At 69.3% G+C, this 22043-nt stretch carries 18 protein-coding genes; 14 read left to right on the top strand and 4 right to left on the bottom strand.

All coding sequences use genetic code 11. The features are described from left to right. The 11 genes from AC1RU4_RS01385 to AC1RU4_RS01435 all read left to right on the top strand — a co-directional run bounded on the left by AC1RU4_RS01385 (position 1) and on the right by AC1RU4_RS01435 (position 12035). Positions 1-744, top strand: a complete 744-nt coding sequence (locus tag AC1RU4_RS01385) for an alpha/beta fold hydrolase (protein ID WP_492889193.1) — start codon at positions 1-3, stop codon at positions 742-744. 172 nt (positions 745-916) lie between these two features. Continuing rightward, positions 917-2011 carry an ABC transporter ATP-binding protein gene (locus tag AC1RU4_RS01390; protein ID WP_492889194.1) on the top strand — a complete coding sequence of 365 codons (1095 nt, stop codon included), beginning with the start codon at positions 917-919 and terminating at the stop codon, positions 2009-2011. Beyond that, positions 2008-3153, top strand: coding sequence for an ABC transporter ATP-binding protein (locus AC1RU4_RS01395; RefSeq protein WP_492889195.1), 1146 nt, complete (start codon positions 2008-2010; stop codon positions 3151-3153). Before AC1RU4_RS01390 ends, AC1RU4_RS01395 begins: the two co-directional genes overlap by 4 nt. Positions 3154-3194: 41 nt before the next feature. Continuing rightward, positions 3195-4607: an extracellular solute-binding protein gene (locus AC1RU4_RS01400; protein ID WP_492889196.1), complete on the top strand. Its 1413-nt coding sequence runs from the start codon at positions 3195-3197 to the stop codon at positions 4605-4607. Positions 4608-4862: 255 nt separating this feature from the next. After that, complete coding sequence (locus AC1RU4_RS01405; RefSeq protein WP_492889197.1) at positions 4863-5786, top strand: carbohydrate ABC transporter permease; 924 nt, start codon at positions 4863-4865, stop codon at positions 5784-5786. 210 nt (positions 5787-5996) lie between these two features. Then, positions 5997-6833 (top strand): carbohydrate ABC transporter permease, encoded by an 837-nt coding sequence (locus AC1RU4_RS01410; RefSeq protein WP_492889198.1) that lies wholly within the window; start codon positions 5997-5999, stop codon positions 6831-6833. 2 nt (positions 6834-6835) lie between these two features. Continuing rightward, complete coding sequence (locus tag AC1RU4_RS01415; RefSeq protein WP_492889404.1) at positions 6836-7798, top strand: acetamidase/formamidase family protein; 963 nt, start codon at positions 6836-6838, stop codon at positions 7796-7798. Then, positions 7795-8964, top strand: coding sequence for an LLM class flavin-dependent oxidoreductase (locus AC1RU4_RS01420; protein WP_492889199.1), 1170 nt, complete (start codon positions 7795-7797; stop codon positions 8962-8964). The genes AC1RU4_RS01415 and AC1RU4_RS01420 overlap by 4 nt, the downstream gene beginning before the upstream one ends. Positions 8965-8978: 14 nt before the next feature. Then, entirely contained in the window at positions 8979-9485 is a 507-nt protein-coding gene (locus AC1RU4_RS01425) for a hypothetical protein (protein WP_492889200.1), read from the top strand. A gap of 27 nt (positions 9486-9512) precedes the next feature. Continuing rightward, entirely contained in the window at positions 9513-11075 is a 1563-nt protein-coding gene (locus tag AC1RU4_RS01430; protein WP_492889201.1) for a GMC family oxidoreductase, read from the top strand. Positions 11076-11315: 240 nt separating this feature from the next. Continuing rightward, complete coding sequence (locus AC1RU4_RS01435) at positions 11316-12035, top strand: phosphoribosyltransferase (protein WP_492889202.1); 720 nt, start codon at positions 11316-11318, stop codon at positions 12033-12035. A 263-nt stretch (positions 12036-12298) separates the two neighbouring features. On the opposite strand, the gene AC1RU4_RS01440 is transcribed toward AC1RU4_RS01435, so the two are convergent. Beyond that, entirely contained in the window at positions 12299-14602 is a 2304-nt protein-coding gene (locus tag AC1RU4_RS01440) for a xanthine dehydrogenase family protein molybdopterin-binding subunit (protein WP_492889203.1), read from the bottom strand. 159 nt (positions 14603-14761) lie between these two features. Between AC1RU4_RS01440 and AC1RU4_RS01445 the strand changes: the two genes are divergently transcribed. The 3 genes from AC1RU4_RS01445 to AC1RU4_RS01455 are packed head-to-tail and all read left to right on the top strand — an operon-like array spanning position 14762 to position 19172. Next, positions 14762-17149 carry a xanthine dehydrogenase family protein molybdopterin-binding subunit gene (locus tag AC1RU4_RS01445; RefSeq protein WP_492889204.1) on the top strand — a complete coding sequence of 796 codons (2388 nt, stop codon included), beginning with the start codon at positions 14762-14764 and terminating at the stop codon, positions 17147-17149. Then, positions 17146-18006: an FAD binding domain-containing protein gene (locus AC1RU4_RS01450; RefSeq protein ID WP_492889205.1), complete on the top strand. Its 861-nt coding sequence runs from the start codon at positions 17146-17148 to the stop codon at positions 18004-18006. The genes AC1RU4_RS01445 and AC1RU4_RS01450 overlap by 4 nt, the downstream gene beginning before the upstream one ends. After that, on the top strand, positions 18003-19172 hold the full coding sequence (locus AC1RU4_RS01455; protein ID WP_492889206.1) for a xanthine dehydrogenase family Fe-S subunit: 1170 nt from the start codon (positions 18003-18005) through the stop codon (positions 19170-19172). Before AC1RU4_RS01450 ends, AC1RU4_RS01455 begins: the two co-directional genes overlap by 4 nt. Positions 19173-19380: 208 nt before the next feature. Here AC1RU4_RS01455 and AC1RU4_RS01460 read toward each other — a convergent pair whose 3' ends face one another. The 3 genes from AC1RU4_RS01460 to pxpB form a co-directional block, all read right to left on the bottom strand. Continuing rightward, on the bottom strand, positions 19381-20133 hold the full coding sequence (locus AC1RU4_RS01460) for a GntR family transcriptional regulator (RefSeq protein ID WP_492889207.1): 753 nt from the start codon (positions 20131-20133) through the stop codon (positions 19381-19383). 98 nt (positions 20134-20231) lie between these two features. Continuing rightward, a complete protein-coding gene (locus AC1RU4_RS01465) occupies positions 20232-21269 on the bottom strand; it encodes a 5-oxoprolinase subunit C family protein (RefSeq protein WP_492889208.1) in 1038 nt (345 codons plus the stop codon). Further along, positions 21266-22024 carry a 5-oxoprolinase subunit PxpB gene (pxpB, locus tag AC1RU4_RS01470; RefSeq protein ID WP_492889209.1) on the bottom strand — a complete coding sequence of 253 codons (759 nt, stop codon included), beginning with the start codon at positions 22022-22024 and terminating at the stop codon, positions 21266-21268. Before pxpB ends, AC1RU4_RS01465 begins: the two co-directional genes overlap by 4 nt. Positions 22025-22043 lie beyond the last annotated feature (19 nt).

Below are 22043 nucleotides of genomic sequence, written 5' to 3' on the forward strand. Positions count from 1 at the left end.
ATGGCGCAGTTCGTTCTCGTGCACGGATCGTTTCACGGCGCCTGGTGCTGGCAGCGGCTGATACCGCTGCTGGAGGCGGAGGGCCACACGGTGCTGGCGCCGGACCTGCCGGCGAGCGGCGGGGACGCCGCGCCGCCGGAGACCGCCGACCTCGAAAGCTATGTGACCCGCATCTGCTGGGCCATCGACACGCTGCCGGACAATGTGGTGCTGGTGGGTCATTCCATGGGCGGCATCGTCGCCGCGCAGGTGAGCGAGCGGCGGGCGCACCGGCTGGCGGCATGCGTCTATGTCAACGGCCTGCTGCTGCAATCGGGCGAGAGCCTGGTCAGCTTCCTCGGGGCGCAGGCGCATCTCGGCGTCGAGGACCTGGTGCTGAAGAACATGCAGGTGTCGGCGGACGGGCTGACCGCGACCTTCCCGCGCGAGGCGGCCGCGGACGTGTTCTACAACACCTGCGCGCCGGAAGACGCCGCATGGGCGGCCGGCCGGCTGACGCCGCAGCGCATGAAGGTCTATCACGACGCGCTCGCGCTCACGCCGGCGCGGTTCGGCACGGTGCCGCGCTTCTATGTCGAGGGCACGCGGGACAACGCCGTCTCGCTTGCCTATCAGCGCGCCATGACCGCCGCCACGCCCTGCCGGCAGGTGTTCACGCTGGAGGGCGACCATTCGCCCTTTCTCGGCGCGCCGGAGGCGCTGGCCGGGCTGCTCGACGAGGTGGCGGCCGGGGTCGGCGCCTAGGCGGCCTCCGGTCGCCCAATCCGGTAGCAGAAGGTGCCTCTCGGCTGCTTTTTTAAGCAGGTGTTCAACGGCAAAACGGTATTTCGACCGCCTGTCGGATAGAGTGTCTATACACCAGCACACTTTGGCACAGAACTTGGATTGTTCATCGGCATAGCTGTTGGAGTGCCGGATGTCGTCGATCGCCTTTCAGTCGGTTTTCAAGCGCTACGGCGAGGTCGATGCCGTCAAGCATCTCGACCTCGCCTGCGCTTCCGGCGAGATGCTCGCTTTGCTGGGGCCTTCCGGCTGCGGCAAGAGCACCACGCTGAAAATGGCGGCGGGGATCGAGAGCGTCACCGAAGGCGAGATCTATTTCGGCGACAAGCCGGTGTCGCGGCTCGCGCCGGGCGAGCGCAACATCGCCATGGTGTTCGAGGATTATGCGCTCTACCCGAACATGACGGTGTGGGAGAATGTCGGCTTTCCGCTGAAGGTGCGCGGCATCACCGGCCAGCCGGCCTCCGCGCGCATCGGCGAGGTGCTGCAACTGCTCGGGCTGCGGCAGATGGCCGACCAGCCGGTGCGCGGCCTGTCCGGCGGCGCGATGCAGCGCGTCGCCATCGGCCGGGCGCTGGTGCGCGACCCGGAAGTGATCCTGTTCGACGAGCCGCTGTCGCATCTCGACGCCGACCAGAAGGTGCAACTGCGCGCCGAGATCAAGCGGCTGCAGAAGCTGCGGCAGGTCACCTCGATCCTCGTCACCCACGACCAGACCGAGGCGATCGCCATGGCCGACCGGGTGGCGGTGATGAACCATGGCGTGCTGCAGCAGGTCGGTGCGCCGCAGGACCTCTACGAGCGCCCGGCCAACCTGTTCGTCGCCAATTTCATCGGCGAGCCGCCGATGAACCTGATGAAGGCGGCCTATGCCGGCAACCGCATCGTCGGCGAGGGCTGGGCGGTGACGCTGGGCACGGCGCGGCGCGCCAGGCTGCCCGACGGCGCCATCGTCGCCGGCATCCGCCCCGAGCATGTCGCGGTGGCGGGGCCGGACGCGACGGGCGACGCGGCGCGGGGCGTCGTCACCTATCGCGAGCCGCGCGGCGATGCCGACGTGCTCACCATCGCGCTCGATGCAGGCAGTGCGGTCGGCGGCAGGCTGGTGGCGGAGATCGCCGGGCCTTCGGCCTGGCGGGCGGGCGACCATGTGTCGGTCGGGCTCGATGTCGGCAAGCTGCTGGTCTTCGACGAAAAGAGCGAGCGGAACCTGGAGGTGGCGCAATGAGCCCGGCCGCGCATGGCGGGCTCGTGGCCCGCGGCATCTCCAAGAGCTTTGCGTCCAAGAGCCCGCAGCACAAGGTGCTGTCCGAGATCGGCATCGAGGTGGCGCCGGGCGAATTGCTCGCCATTACCGGCCCCTCGGGCGCCGGCAAGACCACCTTCTGCCGCATCCTCGCCGGGCTGGAGCGGCCGGATGCCGGCAGCGTCGAGCTTGGCGGGCGCTCGCTCGCCGGGGTGCCGGCCGGCCAGCGCCGCGTGGCGCTGATGTTCGAATCCTATGCGCTCTATCCGCATCTCACCGTGCGCGGCAACGCGCTGTCGCCGCTGCAGGCGCCGGGCGGCAGGCTGTCGCCGGCGGACGCCGACAAGCGCGTCGACGAGGTGCTGGAACTGCTGGAGATCCGCCATCTCGGCGCGCGGCTGCCGGGCGCTCTCTCCGGCGGGCAGAAGCAGCGGGTGGCGCTGGCTCGCCTGCTGGTGCAGTCGCCGGCGCTGTACCTGCTCGACGAGCCGATCTCGCATCTCGACGCCAAGCTGCGCCACAAGCTGCGCGGGGAAATCCGCCGCCGGCTCTCCGGCCTGCCGGTGCCGACCGTCTGGTCGACGCCGGACGGCATGGAGGCGCTGTCGGTCGGCGACCGGGTGGCGGTGATCGATGGCGGGCGCCTCGAGCAGATCGGCACGCCGGAGGAGATCTGGCTGCGGCCGGCGAGCGCGCGCGTCGCCCGGCTGCTCGGCGACCCGCCGATGAACCTGATCGACGGCGAGCTCCTGCGCGAGGATGGCGAGCTGTTCTTCGTGCGCCGGGCGCTGCGCGTCAGGCTGGCCGGTGCGCTGGCGCGGGCAGCGGAGGCGGCGAGAGGGCCGGCGGCGACGCTGGGCCTGTGGCCGGACGCCATCGGCTTTTCCGCCCCGGATGCACCGGGGGCGGTGCCGGCCGAGGTCTATTCCAACGAGCCGTTCGGCAAGCACGCCATCGTCACCATCGACCTCGGCAGCCTGCTCGCCAAGGTGAAGACCTCGATGCAGGACGCCGCTGCGCTGGGCGCGGATGGCGGCATCGGCCGCACCATCGGCATCACACTTCCCGGCGAAGGGCTGGTGCTCTTCGACGGCGCCACCGGCCGGGCCTTGTCCGGAAACTGACGACCATAAGCCGCTAACGGCACATACAGAGGGAAAGAGCGATGAAGCGTAAAATCTGGTGTTTCGCCGCCGCCTTGGCGGCAACGACGGCGCTGACGGCGCCGGCGACGTTCTCCGCCATGGCGCAGGACGCGAGCTTCTACACCGAAGCCGCCAAGCCCTACAAGGGCACCACCATCCGGGTGCTCGACGAGATCACGCCGCTGCAGGAGACGCTCTCCAAGATCGTGCCGGATTTCGAGAAGGAGACCGGCATCAAGGTCGAGTGGGAGCTGCTGAACCATTTCGAGGTGATCAACAAGGGTCAGGCCGACATGCTGTCCGGCCGCGGCTATTACGACGCCATCATGCTGCACGGCGCCCAGCTCGGCCCGATGCTCTCGGCCGGCGTGATCATGCCGATCGACAAATACGCCGCCGATCCCAAGCTGTCGGATCCGGGCTTCAACGCCGGCGACTTCATCCAGACGCCGTACAAGACCACCGCCTTCAGCGACGGCAAGCAGTACGGCTTCATCAACTGGAACTACAACCACGTCTACTGGGCGCGGGCCGACCTCTTGAACAACCCGGAGGAGAAGGCGGCGTTCAAGGCCAAGTACGGCTACGACCTCGCCCCGGCCAAGACCATCGAGCAGATGCGCGACATCGCCGAGTTCTTCACCCGCAAGAAGGGCGAGAAGCTGGCCGGCACGCCGCTGACCAGCGATTTCTACGGGATCGTGCTGGAAGGCATCAAGGGCGGCTCGACCTTCTCGAACCTGTGGGTGAACTTCATCCAGAACTACGGCGGCAACATGCTCGACGACAAGGGCATGCCGGTGTTCGACAGCCCGCAGACCGTCGCCGCGCTGAAGATGTGGCGCGAGCTGTGGACCTTCGCCCCGCCCGGCATCGCCGAGTATTCGCTGGTCGACGTGCCGACCGTGATGGGCAACGGCATCGCCGCGCAGTCGCTCGCCTGGTCGGACTTCGTGCTCGGCATCGACAAGCCGGGCGTGTCGCCCTACGCCGGCAAGTTCGTCTATGCCCCGATCCCGGCCAAGGCCGGCAACGAGGCGCACCGCCATGCCGACGCCGAGCCGTCGGTGACGGTGATCAGCGCCGCCTCGAAGAACCCGGAGGCGACCTTCCTGTTCCTGGAATGGCTGGCCTCCAAGAAGCAGCAGGACAAGCTGATCGAGATGGGCCAGGGCGGCGTGCCGATCCGCGAGAGCTCGTGGGCGGCGCCGGCGATCACCGGCAGCGCCAACCCGACGCTGTTCGCGGCGATGAAGACCTCGCTCGACGTCGCCTCGGCGCGGCCGAAGATGGAGAAGTACCCGGAAATTATCGACGCGATGAGCGGCATCGCCCAGCAGGTCGGCCTCGGCAAGATGACGCCGGAGCAGGGTGCCAAGGAAGGCCAGGCCATCCTGGTGAAGCTCTGCGGCGGCAAGTCCTGCACGCTGTGAGGGTTTGAGCCATCTCCCTGGAGAAGGACGTTTCCAAGAGGGACGCTCCCAGGAGGGAGGCTCCCAAGAGGGGCTGCTCCCTCTCCCCGACGGGGAGAGGGATGGGGTGAGGGGTCTTTCCCGAGCGCCGTTACAAGCCCCTCACCCTACCCTCTCCCCCGACGGGGAGAGGGAAAAGAAGACGTCACCCGAACCTCTCCCCCACGGGGAGAGGAAAAGAAGACGTCGCCCGAAGCATCGAGGACCGGAATTCACATGGCGAGCGCAAGCGAGACGGTGACGGCGGCTGAGCCGCAGGGGGCGGCCCTGCGCGAGCGTGCCTGGTATCCCTATCTCCTGATCGCGCCGTCGATGATCACGCTGACCGTGGTCTCGCTGGTGCCGTTCATCTACGCGATCTACCTGAGCTTCCACGAGGCCAAGTTCGGCCGGGTGCGCGACTTCGTCGGCTTCGACAATTACGCGACGCTGCTGTCCGACGAGCGTTTCTGGAACTCGATCGGCGTCGCGGCGACCTTCGTGTTCATCGCCGTGCCGATCGAGTTCATGCTCGGGCTGGCCGGCGCGCTGGTGCTGAACCAGAACGTGCGCGGGCGCTCCATCCTCATCCCGCTCTTGTTCATGCCGACCATGATGGCGCCGATCGTCGTCGGCCTTCTGTGGAAGATCATGCTCGCGGGATCGTGGGGGTTCTTCTCCTACAACGTGCTGGAGCGGTTCAACATCCTCGAGGGCACCTCGATCTTCGCCTCGCCGGACCTCGCGCTCTATGCGCTGATCTTCGTCGACATCTGGCAGTGGACGCCGTTCATGATGCTGGCCTTCTTCGCCGGCCTGCAGGCGCTGCCGCTCGGCCCCTATCGCGCCGCGGCGGTGGACGGGGCGAACCCGTTGCAGATGTTCTTCCACATCACCCTGCCGATGATGACGCCGCTGCTGGCGGTGATCGGCCTGCTGCGCTTCATCGACGCCTTCAAGGTGTTCGACACCATCTACATCCTGACCAATGGCGGGCCGGGCACCTCGACCGAGACGCCCTCCATCCTCGCCAACAAGATGACCTTCGAGTTCTGGAACATCGGCGAGGCGTCGGCGCTGGCGGTGCTGGTGTGGATCGCCTTCTTCGCCTTCTGCAACATCTTCTACCAGGTCGCCAAAAAGCGCCTGAACGCCTTCTGATGGAGCGCTGCGCATGACGATCGCGGAACACCTTGTGCGTCCTTCGAGGCCCGCCTGCGGCGTGCACCTCAGGATGACGGCTGTCCGACGGGCGCCCCGACAGGCGCCACTTGGGCCCGTCATGCTGAGGAGCGGGGCTCGGCCCCGCGTCTCGAAGCACGCAGGCCATTTCCCCCACCGCTCGGTCGGCTGATATCTCGGAGGACGTTCATGGCCGAAGCCCAAAGCCGTCCCGAGGGGTCGCGCGGTCTGTTCTGGACCACGATCACCGTCGTCTACGCCGCCATCGTGCTGTTCCCCATCTTCTGGATGGCGACCATGATGGTGAAGCCCAACGACGCCATGTTCGCGCGGCCGACGCAGTGGCTGTTCGTGCCGACGCTGGAGCATTTCGACTATGTCATCGCCCAGGGCTTCCACTGGAGCCTGCTGACCTCCTTCGTGCTGTGCGCGGTGTCGACGGCGCTGGTGGTGATCATCGGCACGCCGGCCGCCTATGCGTTCGCGCGCTTCGAGATGCGGGCCAAGGACGACCTGTTCCTGTTCATCCTCGGCTCGCGCATGGCGCCGCCGGTCTGCCTCGTCATCCCGTTCTACCTGATCTACGCCAAGATCGGGCTGCTCGACAGCTTCCTCGGCCTGACGCTGGCCTACATGACCTTCAACCTCTCCTTCTATGTCTGGGTGCTGCGCAGCTTCTGCCGCGACCTGCCGGTGGAGCTGGAGGAGGCGGCGGCGCTGGAGGGCTGGTCCAAGGCGGAGATCTTCCGCCGGGTGGTGTTCCCGCTGCTGCGCAACGGCATCGTGGCCACCAGCGTGCTGTGCTTCATCTTCGCGTGGAACGAGTTCCTGTTCGCCTTCATGCTCGGCGGCAAGGCGGTGACGACGCTGCCGGTCTCGATCCCGAAGCTGATCACCAGCCAGGGCGTGCGCTGGGGCGAGATGGCCGTCGTCGGCATGACGGCGCTCATCCCGGTGCTCGCGGTGGTGTTCGTGCTGCAACGGCACATTGTCCGCGGCCTGACGCTCGGCGCGGTGAAGGGGTGACCATCATGCAACATCATCTGCCCGCCACGCCCGGCAACGTGAACTGGGGCCAGTGGGACGCCGGGCTGAAGCCGGCGCTGAGCATCAAGTCCGGCGACCTCGTGGTGATCGACACGCTGTCGGGCGAGCCGGAGGACATGCCGGACCCGGCGCTCGGCTTCACGCCGGTGCCGGGGCAGGCGGAGGTATTCGCCAGCACCTTCCGCGGGCCGGGCCCGCACATGCTGACCGGGCCGATCTTCGTCGAGGGCGCCGAGCCGGGCGACGTGCTGGAGGTGCGGCTGCTCGACATCGCGTTCCGGGCGGACTGGGGCTGGAACATCCAGATGCCGTTCCTCGGCACGCTGCCGGAGGATTTCCCCGAGCTGCGGCGCATCCATTTCCCGGTGGACGGCAAGAGGCGCATCGCGACGATGCCCTGGGGGCAGGAACTGCCGCTGGATCCGTTCTTCGGCAATTTCGGCGTGGCGCCGGCGCCGCAATGGGGGCGGCTGTCCTCCACCGAGCCGCGGGTGTTCGGCGGCAACATGGACAACAAGGAGCTGGGCGTCGGCACGACCACCTATTTCCCGGTCTTCGCGCCCGGCGCGCTGTTCTCGGTCGGCGACGGCCACGGGCGGCAGGGCGACGGCGAGGTCTGCCTCACCGCCATCGAGACGGCGCTGACCGGCACCTTCGAGTTCCACCTGCGCAAGGACATGAAGCTGTCGGCGCCGCGCGCGGAGAAGGCGGATGCGTGGATCACCATGGGCTTCGACCCCGATCTCGACGACGCGGTGAAGGAGGCGCTGCGCGACATGATCGCGCTGATCGGCGAGCAGTCCGGGCTGTCGCCGCAGGATGCCTACACGCTGTGCTCGCTCTGCGCCGATCTGCGCGTCACCCAGACCGTGGACGGCAACAAGGGCATCCATTGCGTGCTGCCGAAACAGTTCCTGCCGGTACGCCGAGGGAGCGGGAGATGAGGAAGACCCGCTTCGGCATCTTCATGCCGCCGTGGAATTCGCCGCCGACGCAGAACATCACCACGTCGCTGCAGCGCAATATCGAGACCATCCGCTGGATCGACGAGCTCGGCTATGACGAGGCGTGGGTCGGCGAGCATCATTCCGCCGGCAGCGAGATCGTCGCCGACCCGATGGTGTTCCTCGCCCATGTCGGGGCGCTGACCAGGTCGATCAAGCTCGGCACCGGCATCGTGCCGCTGCCCTATCACAACCCCTACCATGTCGCCGACCGGATGATCCTGATGGACCATCTGCTGCGCGGGCGCTTCATGGCCGGCTTCGGGCCGGGGGGGCTGCCGAGCGACGCCTCGATGTTCGGGCTCGACCCGCGCGAGCTCAGGCCGGCGCTCGACCACGATCTCGGCGTGCTGATGAAGCTGCTCACCACAACCGAGCCGGTGAGCGCGACGACCGACCGCTACAGGCTGGTCGACGCCTTCTGCCAGGTGGCGCCCTATACCGACCCGGTCTTCGACGTCTGCGTGGCGGCGACCCGCTCGGAGGCCGGGCCGCGCATCGCCGGCCGGCACGGGCTGGGGCTGCTCTCCACCGGCGTGGTGTCGCCCAAGCCCGGCATGCCGGCCTCGCCGCTGCACTGGGACGTCTACGCGGAGGAGGCGATCCGGCACGGGCATGTGCCCGATCCCGGCCGCTGGCGGCTGGTGGTGAACGTGCATGTCGCCGAGACCCGCGAGCAGGCGATCGCCGACATGCGGCACGGCTTCGACGCCTTCTGCGACTACACCCAGAAGACCATCGCCATGCCCTCGATCACCGCGCAGGGCGAGACCTTCGAGGAACGCATCGCCTGGATGAACGAGACCGGCATCGGCGTCATCGGCACGCCGGACGATGCGGTCGACTTCCTCAAGCGGCTGGCGGCGCGGGCCGGCGATTTCGGCTGCTTCCTGATGCTGGCGCATGACTGGGCCAACCGGGAGGCGACGCTGCGCCATTACGAGCTGTTCGCCCGCCACGTCGTCCCGCATTTCCAGCCGAGCATGGCACGCCTCTTGAAAGCCGAGGAGCGCTCGCGCGCCAGCCATGCCACCGATCTCGTGAACAATGCCGCCGCGATCAACGCCTGGCTGCCGCCGAACGAGCAGCTGTCGTCGACGAACTGACTGGAGGAGTGCCCATGGCCGAGACCTCGATGCCAATAGCCTATAAGGACTCGAAGCTGCCGGCGCCGCTGGCGCTGCCGGACGGGCCGGAATGGATCGGCGTGCTGAAGGTGTTCGACGCGCATGTCGCCGAGACGCTGGTGGTGGCGGCACGCACGCTCTACCCGCACCAGGGCCTGCCCGAGCGGGTCTATCGCCGCACCGTGGCGGCCTTCGACGGCATCGCCGCCAAGGTGCCGGCCGCTGCCCAGAGCTTCGCCGAATTCGTCGACCTCGTCGACGGCGCCACCTCGCTGCCGTTCCGCGACCTGTCGGAGAGCTATCGCGTCAACGCGCTGAAGGAGATCGAGGGCACCACCGCCTTCCGGCTGGTGCAGCGCTCGACGGTGCGCTTCCTCTACGACGATGTCGAGGTGTGGCAGGCCTTCGGCTACGAGGGCGCCAGCGTGCATCTCGGCGGCTATGTGAACCGCGGCTTCAACGATCTCGACTGGTTGCCCGAACCGCCCGCGGGCGTGTGACGCAACCTCCGCATACGGGTACGCAGCATGACACATTATGAGCTCGATGATTCCGGCGTCGTCGTCATCGTCGGTTCCGGCGCCGGCGGCGGCACGCTCGCCCATGAACTGGCCCGGCGCGGGGTGGACGTGGTGCTGCTGGAGGCCGGCAAGCACCTGACGCCCGAGGACTTCGTCAATGACGAATGGGGCGGCTACGAGATGCTGTCCTGGCTCGACAAGCGCACCGCGTCGGGCACCTGGCGCGTCGCCAGGGACCATCCGACGGCGCCGAGCTGGCACTGCCAGGTGGTGGGCGGCACCACCACGCACTGGTCGGCCTGCTGCTACCGCTTCATCGAGGACGAGCTGCGCGCGCGCACCGTCTATGGCGATGTCGAGGGCGCGAGCCTGATCGACTGGCCGATCACGCTCGCCGATCTCGACCCCTATTACGACCTCGCCGAGGCCAAGATGGGGGTCACGCGCACCAACGGCCTGCCGGGCCTGCCGCCGAACAACAATTTCAAGGTGATGTATGCCGGCGCGAGCAAGCTCGGGCTGAACGTCTCCACCGGCCGCCACGCGATCAATTCGGTGGCCTATGACGGCCGTCCGGCGACCACGCAGGACGGCTTCACCATCACCGGCGACAAGGTGGGCTCGCGCTGGTCGACGCTCAACGTGGAGATCCCGCGCGGCCTCGCCACCGGCAAGCTGGAGCTGCGGCCGCAATCGCGCGTCGTCCTCATCGAGCATGACGAGGCCGGCAAGGCGTCCGGCGTCGTTTATGTCGACGCGGCGGGCGTCACCCATCGCCAGAAGGCGCGCGCGGTGGTGCTGGCGGGCAATTGCGTCGAGACCTCGCGGCTGCTGCTGCATTCGAAGAGCGGGCGCTTTGCCGACGGCCTCGCCAATGGCCATGGCCATGTCGGCCGGCATTACCTGCGCCACCTGATCCAGACCGTGTGGTCGGTGTTCGACAAGCCGGTCTACATGCATCGCGGCGAGATCATGGGCGGCATGATCGACGATTTCGTCCGCCACGACCCGGCGCGCGGCTTTGCAGGCGGCTACTACATCGAGATGAACTCGATGGGCCTGCCGACCACCGCCGCCTTCATGGACCCCGGCTGGTGGGGGCGCGACTTCGTCTCCGTCATCGAGCAATATGCCAACATGGCCGGCATCTTCATGTCCGGCGAGGACATGCCGCAGCCGGACAACCGGGTGACGCTCGGCGACGAGCTCGACGCCTTCGGCGTGCCGGTCGCCAATATCCATTATGACGACCACCCGAACGACCTGAAGATGCGCGTGCATGGCTACAAGCAGCTCACCGCCATCCATGCGGCGGCGGGGGCGAAGCGCTCCATCGAGGCGCCGGCCTATCCCGCCAGCCACAATCTCGGCTCCAACCGCATGAGCGCGAAGGCCGAGGACGGGGTGCTGGACGGCAACGGCCGGGCGCACGAGGTGCCAAACCTGTTCATCGCCGACGGCAGCACCTTCTCCACCGGCGGCGCCTGCAACCCGACGCTGACCATCGTGGCGCTGGCGATCCGGCAGGCGGATTTCATGGCGGGGCGGATGGCGGCGGGAGAGCTCTGAGCGTTCTTGCCGAGGGGAGGGCGTGTGCGTGCTTCGAGACGCGGAGCTTTGCTCCGCTCCTCAGCGTGAAGAGGTCATCTTCCTGCTTATGAGATCCTCGTCATCCCGAGGTGCCCGGCATGCCGGGCCTCGAAGGACGCACGCCGCCGGCCACATGCCATGCCCGGACCGTCTTTATGGTTCGTGTAGAACACCGAACAGCCCCAGCGACATGCCGGGGCCGTTTGCACGAGGTGCGACGTGAGCGACGGCTTCACCGAATCGACGCTGGACTATTGGCAGGAACTCACCGACGCGGTGCCGGCGCGGTTCTCGCAGGCGCCGCCCTATCGCCATGGCTACCCGGTGCGGCTGCCGGACGGGCGGGTGCTGGTGCTGCCGCTGCGCCCTCTGCCGGACGGCGAGCACGCGGTCGCCTCGCTGATCGCCAACCAGGCCGCCCATGCCGTGGTCTCGGCGCTCGCCGACGCGATGGCCGAGGCGGCGGCTCCGCTCGGGGCCGAGATCGTCGCGGGCCTGCCGACGCTGGGGCTCTCCTTCGCGGCGCTGGTGGCGGAGCGGCTGGGGCAGGCGCGCTACGTGCCGCTCGGCTATTCCCGCAAGTTCTGGTACCGCGACGAGCTTTCCGAGCCGGTCTCCTCCATCACCACGCCGGAAGCGGGCAAGCGGCTGCGGCTCGACCCCAACCTCACCCCGCTGATCGAGGGCCGGCGGGTGCTGCTGGTCGACGACGCCATCTCCTCCGGCGCCACGGCGGTCGCGGCCTGCCGGCTGCTCGCGCGGGCAGGAGCGGAGATATCAGGCATGGCGGTGGCGATGAAGCAGACCAACCGCTGGGTGGCGGCGATGGAGGGCGTGCTGCCGGCGGACCGGGTACGCGCCGCCTATGGCTGCCCGCTGTTCATCCGGCGCGAGGATGGCTGGTGGCCGGATGAGGCGACGCTGCCGCAGGTGCCGTGAGCGGGCGGCCCTCGCGGCTCTTCCCGCAGCCTGTCGTTCCGGTTCGGCCTTTGACGGGTTTGGAGTGGGAACAGCGGCGGGCGTGGTGCGTCCTTCGAGGCCCGGCTAGGCCGGGCACCTCAGGATGACGGAGGTTCCAGCACGCAAATGAGGTCCTGAGTCCTCAGAATAGATGTCATCAGAATAGACGTCGTCATGCTGAGGAGCGGGGCAAAGCGCCGCGTATCGAAGCACGCGCGGCCTGCCCGGCTTCGCCCTCGACCTCAGGCTGCCTCGATCTTCGCCGCCTTCGCCTCGATGGCTTCCCACACCCGGAACGGCGTCAGCGGCATGTCGAGGTCGGTGATGCCGAACGGGGCCAGCGCGTCGATCACCGCGTTGACGAAGGCCGGCGGGGCGCCGATGGCGCCGGCTTCCCCGGCGCCCTTGATGCCGAGCGGATTGGTGGTGCAGGGCACGTTCTGCGTCGACACCGCGAAGAAGGGCAGGTCGTCGGCGCGCGGCAGGCCGTAATCCATGAACGAGCCGGAGAGCAGCTGGCCGCTGTCGGGGTCGTAGACCACGCGCTCCAGCATCGCCTGCCCGAGCCCCTGGGCGATGCCGCCATGCACCTGGCCCGACAGCACCAGCGGGTTGAGCACCCGGCCGAAATCGTCGACCACGGTGTAGCGCTCGACGACGATGCTGCCGGTCTCAGGGTCGAGCGCGACCTCGCAGACATGCGCGCCGTTCGGGAAGGTGCCGATCAGCTGCTCGAAATCGCCGACGCCGGTGAGCCCGCCCGCCTTCGCCGCGACGTCGAGCAGGCCGACATGCCGGTTGGTGCCGGGGACGTGGAACACGCCATCGTCGAACTCCACCTCGCGCGGGTCGGATTCGAGGATCCTCGCGGCCTCCCCATGCGCCTTGCCGAGCACGTCGCCGGTGGCGAGGCGCAGCGCGCCGCCGCCATGCACCATGGAGCGCGAGGCCACCGTGCCGCCGGCGGAGGGCAGCGGCTGGTCGGTGTCGCCGGTCTTCACCACGATGCGCTCGGGCGGGACGCCGAGCGTCTCGGCGGTCATCTGCACATAGGTGGTCTCGTGGCCCTGGCCGGTGGACTGGGTGCCGACATGCACGGTGACGTCGCCGCCGGCGGATATCTCCACCACCGCGCCTTCCTTGCCGGGCACGCCGGTGCGCTCGATGTAGTAGCCGATGCCGATGCCGCGCATCAGCCCGTCCGCCTTCGCCCGGCGGGCGGGGAACCCGTCCCAGTCGGCGGCTTCCATGCCGGCCTTCATCACAGCGGCGAAGTCGCCGGAATCGTAGGTGACGCCGGTCGCGGTCCTGTGCGGCATCTCGTCGGGCGCGATCATGTTGATCTCGCGGAGCTTGTCGGGCGCCAGCCCCACGGTTCGCGCGGCCTTGTCGACGATGCGCTCGATGAGATAGGCGGCCTCGGGCCGGCCGGCGCCGCGATAGGCATCCATCGGCGCGGTGTTGGTGTAGGCGATGCGCACATCGGTGGCGACGGCGGGGATGCGGTAGACACCCGGCGCCATCGGCGGGCCGGACAGCGTCGGGCAATAGACGCCGAAGGCCGAGAGCGCGCCGCCCGCCGGCGCCATGGTTTCCACCAGCAGCGCGGTGAAGCGATGCTCGGCGTCGAGGCCGAGCCGGGCGCGGGAGAGGTTGTCGCGGCCCTGGGTGTCGGAGAGGAACGCCTCGGCGCGGGTCGACTGCCAGCGCACCGGCCGGCCGAGCTTGCGGGCGGCGTAGAGCACGAGGCCCTGCTCGGGATAGGGGATCGCCTTCATGCCGAAGCCGCCGCCGACATCGGGGGTGACGACGCGCAGCTTCTCGGCGGGCAGGCCGAACAGCGCCTCGAACAGCCAGGCGCGGATCATGTGGCTGCCCTGGCTGCCGGTGACGAGGGTGAAGTTGCCGGTCTCGGCGTCATGCAGGCCGATGGCGTTGCGCGGCTCCATCGAGGCGACGACGATGCGGTTATTGACCAGTTCGATCTCGACCACGCGGGGGGAAGCGGCCAGCGCCGCCTCGGCCGCCGCGACGTCGCCGATCCGCCAGTGCAGCGCGACATTGCCGGGGGCCTCGTCGAAGAGGAGCGGCGCGCCCTCGGCGAAGGCGGCGAGCGGGTCGACCACCGCCGGCAGGTCCTCGATGTCCATCGCCACCGCCTCGGCCGCCTCGACGGCCTGAATGGCGCTCTCGGCGACCACGAAGGCGACCGGCTGGCCGAGATAGGTCACCTTGCCCTGCGCCAGCGGGCGCTGCGGCGGCGTCGGCATGCGCCCGCCCTCGACATTGTCGAGCACGATGACGGCGGGCAGCGCGCCGATGCCGTCGGCGGCGAGATCGTCGGCAGTGTAGACGGCGAGCACGCCGGGCATTTCCCGCGCGGCGTCGGCGTCCACCGAGCGTATGATGCCATGGGCGAGGGGGGAGCGGACCACGACGGCGAAGGCCTCGCCGTCATAATGGATGTCGTCGGTGTAGCGGCCGGCGCCGGTGATGAAGCGTTGATCCTCGACACGCCGGAACGGCTGGCCCACACCGAACTTCATCGCTCTCTCGTCCTTCTCGACCGACCGCCGCACAGGTTAGAACGCATCCATGGACTTGCCAATGATGCTATTTGTGCAAAGATCAGCACATATCGTGTGATAGTCTCGATAATCGAATAAGATAGAGCCTCGCACAAGGGCTTCCGTCAGGAGATCGGCATGGCCGTGGACGTGCAGGAATCGCGCCACAGGACCGCGCATTCCGGCGCCTCGTCGAAAGGACGCGGCGTCGGGGCCTCGGTCCGCCGCAAGGAGGATGCGCGTCTGCTGGCCGGGCGCGGCCGGTTCATCGGCGACATGCGCTTTGCCGGCCAGCTGGAGGCGGCGTTCCTGCGCTCTCCGCTCGCCCATGCCCGCATCAGGGCGATCCACATCCCCGCGCATCTGGAGGGACGCGCCTTCACCCATGCCGACATGGTGGGGGTGAAGGACATCCTCGCCAAGACCGGCCTGCCGGGCTTCCGCGTTTCCGCCCAGCCGTCGCTGGCGAGCGGCAAGGTGCGCTTCGCCGGCGAGCCGGTGGTGATGGTGCTGGCCGAGACCCGCGCCGAGGCGGAGGACCTCTGCGAGGAGATCCTCGTCGACTACGAGGAACTGCCGGCGAATTTCGACATACTGAAGGCGGTGCAGCCCGACGCGGCGCTGGTGCATGACGACTGGCCGGACAATGTGTTCCTGGTCTCGGCCACCGAGAAGAATTTCCATGACGGCCTCAAGGACGCGCCGATCCAGGTGACGCGCGAGGTGCGCACCAGCCGGCAATGCATGGCGCCGCTGGAAGGCAAGGGCTGCATCGCGGTGTTCGAGCGCTATGCCGAGCAGCTGACGCTGTGGACCTCGACGCAGATGCCGCACATCGTGCGCTCGGGCCTTGCCGAATGCCTCGGCATTGAGACCCGCAAGATAAGGGTGGTGGCGCCGGATGTCGGCGGCGGCTTCGGCTGGAAGGGGCTGCTGCAGCCGGAAGAGGTGTGCTGCGCCTGGGCGGCGTTGAAGCTCGACCGGCCGGTGAAATGGCTGGAGGACCGGCGTGAGCACCTGATCGCTGCCGCCAATTGCCGCGAGCATCATTATGTGATGACCGCCTATGCCGATACGGACGGCAAGCTCATCGGCCTTGAGGCGGTGGCGCATGTCGATGCCGGCGCCTATTCGGTCTACCCGTTTTCGGCCTGCCTCGAAGGGGCGCAGGTGGTGTCGAACCTGCCGGGGCCCTACGACATTCCCGCCTATCGCTGCCGGGCCTATTCGGTGTGCTCCAACAAGCCGCCGATCGTGCCCTATCGCGGCGTCGCCCGCACCGGCGTGTGCACGGCGATCGAGCTGATGGTCGACGCGGTCGCGCGGGAGGCCGGCATCGACCCTTATGAGGTGCGCATGCGCAACCTGGTGCGGCCGGAGCAGATGCCGTTCACCTCGATCACCGGCAAGGATTTCGACATGGGCGATTATCCCGAGAGCCTGAGGCGGGCGGGGGAGATGATCGGCCATGAGGCGGTTCGCGCGCGCCAGCGGCAGGCCGAGGCGGATGGACGGCTGATCGGGCTCGGCTACGCCACCTATTGCGAGCAGGGCGCGCACGGCACCTCGGTCTATCACGGCTGGGGCATCCCGATGGTGCCGGGCATCGAGAGCTGCGGCGCGCGGCTGACCCCGGACGGCACGCTGGAAGTGCGCATCGGCGGCCAGAGCCACGGCCAGTCCATGGAGACGACGCTGGCGCAGGTGGCCTGCGAGGTGCTGGGCATCGACCCGGAACTGGTGAACGTGGTGCATGGCGACACGGCGCTGACGCCCTATTCCACCGGCACCTGGGGCTCGCGCTCGGCGGTGATGGCCGGGGGCGCGGTGGCGAGCGCCTGCGAGCGGCTGGCGGAGCGGGTGAAGCGGATCGGCGCGCATCTGCTGCAGGCGCCGGAGGAGGCGGTGATCATCCGCGACGCCGAAGTGGTGGGGCCGTCGGGTTCCGTCACCTTCAAGGAGGTGGCGAAGACCTGGTACCTGGCGCCGCAGAATCTGCCGGCCGACATCCACCCGGACGGGCTCGACCTGGTGGCCGGCTACAAGCCGACCGTCGATACCGGCACCTTCTCCTATGCTTCGCACGCCGCCGTCGTCGCGGTGGCGCCGGAGACCGGCGAGGTGGAGATCCTCGACTACGTCATCGTCGAGGATGGCGGCGTGCTGCTCAACCCGATGGTGGTGGACGGCCAGATCTATGGCGGCACCGCGCAGGGCATCGGCACCGCGCTCTACGAAGAAATGACCTATGACGAGCACGGCCAGCCGCTCGCCTCGACGCTGGCGGATTACCTGCTGCCCGGCGCCGGCGAGATGCCGACGGTGCGGATAGACCATATGCAGACGCCCTCGCCGAATACCCGCTTCGGCCAGAAGGGCATTGGCGAGGGCGGGGCGATCGCGCCGCCGGCCGCGCTGGGCAACGCGATCAACGACGCGCTGAAGGGCATGGGCGTCGAGCTCTCCATGTGCCCGATGACGCCGCGCCGGGTGCGGGCGGCGGTATCCGCGAGGGTCGCGTCGTGAAGGCCGCGCGTTTCGATTATGTGCGGCCCGCCTCGGTGGGAGCAGCGGTGGCGGCGCTGGCGGACACAGGCGGCAAGCCGATGGCCGGCGGGCAGAGCCTCGGGCCGATGCTGAACCTGCGCCTCGCGCGGCCCTCGACGCTGGTCGATGTCGCGCGGTTGCCCGACCTGCGGCGGATCGAGGAGCGGCCGGACGGCGTGCTCTACGGCGCCGCCATCACCCATGCCGAGTTCGAGGACGGCGTGGTGCCGGACCCGACGCCGGGCTTCCTCGCGCGGGTGGCGCGCGGCATCGCCTATCGCGCGGTGCGCAATCGCGGCACGGTGGGCGGCAGCCTCGTGCATGCCGACCCGGCCGCCGACTGGCCGACGACGCTCACCGCGCTCGGCGCGCGCGTGCATCTCGCCGGGCCGGCGGGGACGCGGGAACTGGCGCTGGAGGATTTCATCCTCGGCGCGTTCGAGACGGCGCTGGGGGACGGCGAAATCGTCACCGGGGTGCTGGTGCCGCGCTGTTCGCCGCAGGGCCGGTTCGGCTATCGCAAGTCCTGCCGCAAGGTCGGCGAGTTCGCCGAGGCGATGTGCGCGGTGCTCGCCGATCCCGCGCGGAACGTGCATCGGCTGGTGATCGGCGCCACCGAGGGCCGGCATATCGTGGTGAGCGATGCGGCGGCCGTCCTCGCCGATCCGTCGCTGCTCGATGCGCGCCTCGCAAGCGCCGGCCTCACCGGGGAGATGGCGACGCTTCGCCTACACCGGGCGGTGATCCGCGGGGCGATCGATCAGCTGGCAATCGATCAGTTGGCTATCGATCGACCGGCCGGCGCCGCGCTGGAAGCTGAAAGTCCGTCCGCATGATTCCGATCAAACTGGAGATCAACGGCCGCGCCATCGAGGCGGCGGTCGAGCCGCGCCAGCACCTCGCCGATTTCATGCGCGAGGAGATGCTGCTCACCGGCACCCATCTCGGCTGCGAGCACGGCGTGTGCGGTGCCTGCACGGTGCTGATCGACGGGGCGCCGGCGCGCTCCTGCATCGCCTTTCCGGTGGCGCTGGACGGTGCTTCGATCACCACCGTCGAGGGGCTGGCGGACGATGCGGTGACGGCGGCGCTGCGCGAGGCGTTCATGGACGAGCACGCGCTGCAATGCGGCTTCTGCACGCCGGGCATGCTGATCATGGCGCGCGACATCGTGCTGCGCCGGCCGCAGGCGGACGAGGAGACCATCCGCCACGAGCTCGCCGGCAATCTCTGCCGCTGCACCGGCTATGTCGGCATCATCCGCGCGATCAGGAAGGTGGCGGCGACGCGGTCGGAGGCGGTGGTGACGCGCGGCACGGTGCTGGCGCCGCCCGCCTACGGCTCGCCGCTGGCATTGCCGGTCTCGCCGGCGCAGGTGGTGCGCGCGGCGCCGGAACCGGCTGCGGTCGCCGTGCCCGCGGTGGCCTCCGAGGCGGCGGAGCCGCTGCGCAACCCGGTGGAGATGTCCGAGAGCTTCACCGTGCCGGCGCGGCGCGAGGACGTGTGGGCGCTGTTCCAGTCGCCGGAGAAGGTCATCGCCTGCCTGCCCGGCGCGCGGCTGACGGCGCCGAGCGACGGGCGCAGCCTCGCATCCGAGATGGTGGTGAAGCTCGGGCCGATGCAGGCGGCGTTCGGCGGGGCTGGGGTAATCACGCCGCACCCGGCTGACTGGTCCGGCACCATTGACGGGCGCGGCGTCGACCGGCGCAGCGCCACGCGGGTGCAGGCGCGGCTCGCCTACCGGCTGGAGGAGGCCGAGGACGGGGCGGCGACGCGGGTGCGGGTCGACGTCGCCTATGTGCTGCAGGGCCCGCTGGCGCAGATGAGCCGCGGCGCCATCGCCCGCGACGTGGCGGCGCGGCTGACGCAGAGCTTCGCCGCCAATCTCGCGGCGCTGGTGAAGGGTGAGGCGCCGGCGGCGCGGAACACCTCGCTGGACGCGGGGGCGCTGTTCCTCGCGGTGGTGAAGGGCTGGCTGATGCGGATTTTCGGACGGGGTTGAGGGCGGGCGCCTGCGCGCTTCGCCGCCGATGGCGTCGCTTGCTGGCTCGGGCCTCGCGCGAACTTCCCTCTCCCCAATGGGGAGAGGTGGCCCGCGAAGCGGGTCGGTGAGGGGCCTTGCTTCGGCCGCCGCGTCTCCCCCTCTCCCCAATGGGGAGAGGGAGCACGGGCGCGCCGTGTGTTGCCGGTTCGTCCCGGAGAGGCGCGCCTCAGCGCAGCAGGTCGATGTCGAGCTGCACGCAATCGCCGCGATAGATGATGTCGGCGACATAGATCACGGTGTCGTCGGAATCGGTGACCACCAGATGCGCCTCCACCGTCGGGAAGCCGATGCCGATGGCGAGAAGATTGGCGACGCGCGGCTCCACCGTGCCGACGATGAAGGACTGCCGCGCCTTCTTCACCTTGAGCGCCTCCAGCGTGGCGACGACGCTGATGGTCGGCTCGCGGTCGAAGCGGGCCGGGGCGAGGCGGTAGATGTTCTCGTCGAAATGCACGCGGGCGAAGGAATAGGGCTGGCCGCGCCGCGACTGCACGCTTTCGAGATAGCGGTACTGCGCCGCCGGCATGCCGTCTTCCGGGCGGATCTGCGGCGGGGCCGAGGGCGTCGCGCCGGGGATGAAGCGCGGCACGTTGGCGCCGATGGTGCCGGCGAGCGAGTGCCATTTCAGGTCGAGCTTGAGCCAGCGCTTCTCCTCGACCGAGCCGGACACGAAGGTGCCCTTGCCCTGGATGCGGCGCACCAGGCCCTCGCCCTGCAGCACCTCCACCGCCTGGCGGACGGTGACGCGGGCGACCTGGAACTCGGCCTCCAGCTCCTGCAGGGTGGAGATCTTCTCGTTGGGACCCCAGACGCCGTCCTCGATGCGACGGCGGATGACGCCGGCAATCTGCAGATAGCGCGGCACCGGGCTGCGTCGGTAGTCGGGATTGGCCAGCGCGGCCGCGGAATCCTTGAGCATCGGCGATGTCGCACCCGGTCGCAGCCGCCTGTACGCGGCGGCAGAATCAGCGAAATCTTCTTATGTTCAGTATCACATAATCTTATCCACGCGCCTCGTTACTCGGGATCGAGCGCCGTGACCACCCCCGAAATGAGGTTGGCGGCGAACAGGGCCTTGAGATCGACCCGGGCCGCCTCGCGCACCGGCGCCAGCGAGGACAGGAGCGCCGCAATCTCGCGTTCCAGCGCCCGGCGGGCTTCCTCCGCCTCGGCGACGCTCACCGCCGCGAAGCCGAACGTGGCGCCGGGCGTGAGCCGGCCGGCGCGCGGCAGGTCGGCGGAGATGATCGTGGCGATCTTGGCGTAGCCGCCCACCGTCTGGTGGTCGGCCAGCAGGACGATGGGCAGGCCGGAGCCGGGCACCTGGATGGCGCCGGTGGCGATGCCGTCCGAGGTGATGTCCGGCCCGGTGCGGAAGGCGAGCGGGGCGCCTTCCAACCTTATGCCCATGCGGTCGGCCTCGCGCGAGACCGTGTAGGTGCTGTCGAGGAAGGTGGCGAGGCCCGCCTCGGTGAAGGCCTCGTCCTGCGGGCCGAGCACCACGCGCAGCACGCCGTCGAAGGCGAGCGGGGGCGGGTAGGGGAGTTCCAGGCAGGGGCCGTCCGGGGCGCCGCCCACCGGCAGGCGGTCGCCGGCCGCGAGCGCCCGGCCGTCGAGGCCGCCGAAGCCGCCCTTGAGATCGGTCGCGCGCGAGCCGAGCACCGCCGGCACGTCGATGCCGCCGGCCACGGCGAGGATGGCGCAGCCGCTGCCGCGCAGGGCGCCGATGCGCACGCCGGCGCCGGTGGGGATGTCGACGGCGCGCCAGGCGGGGAAGCTGCGGGTCTCGCCGTCCCTCGTCACCTCGATGCTCGCTTGCGTGCCGGCCAGCGCGAGGCGCACCGGCCCGTCCTCCACCGTGAAGCTCGGGCCGAGCAGGCGGCATTCGAGTGCCGCATCGCCCTCCGCATTGCCGACGAGGCGGTTGGCGAGCCGCAGGGCGACGCCGTCGAGCGCGCCGCAGACCGGCACGCCATAAGCCTGCGAACCGATGCGGCCGAGGTCCTGCACGCTGGTTTGCGGGCCGGGCTGGGTGATGAGGAGGCGGGCGCTCATCGGCCGGCCTCCTGCTCGGGCTCATAGGCGCCGCGTGCCACCGCGTCGCGAATGGCCGCGTGCTCGTCGGCATCGACCGGGCGGAAGCGCACGCCGTCGCCGGGGGCGAACAGGGTCGGCGGCGTGCTGCCGGCATCGAAGAAGCGCAGCGGCGTATTGCCGAGAAGCCGCCAGCCGCCCGGCGATTCGACCGGATAGATGCCGGTCATCAGCTGGGCGATGGCGACCGAGCCTGGCGGTACCCGCACCCGCGGCGTGGCGAGGCGCGGCAGCTCCAGCTCCCTCGGCAGCACGCCGAGATAGGCGAAGCCGGGCAGGAAGCCCTGCACATAGACCCGGTAGAGCGTGCCGGCATGGCGGGCGACGACCTCCTCCTCGGGCAGGCCGGTGGCGGCGGCGACCTCGGCGAGGTCGGGGCCGGCCGTTCCGCCATAAAGAGTCGGGATGACCCAGACGCGCTCGGGCGCGCTGAGGATCGCTTCGCCGAGGTCGAAATCGCCGATTTGTGCTTGAAGAGCATTAGCGGAGGTCGCCAGCGGATCGTAATGAATGAGCAGCGAGCGGAAGCTCGGCACCGTCTCGACGATGCCGGGCAGCGCGGCCTCGCGGATGAGCGCGGCGGCGCGGTGGACGCGCGCGTTCAGCACCGGATCGATGCCGGTGCCGAACTCGATGGCGAAGGCGGTGTCGCCTACCGCCAGGAACCGGGCGAGGCGGTTCAGGCGGTTGTCGTCCCGCGCGGATGGATGCGCCACGTCGAGGCTCCGATACGTG

The organism is Ancylobacter sp. GW821-FHT10E12 (genome assembly GCF_058809335.1).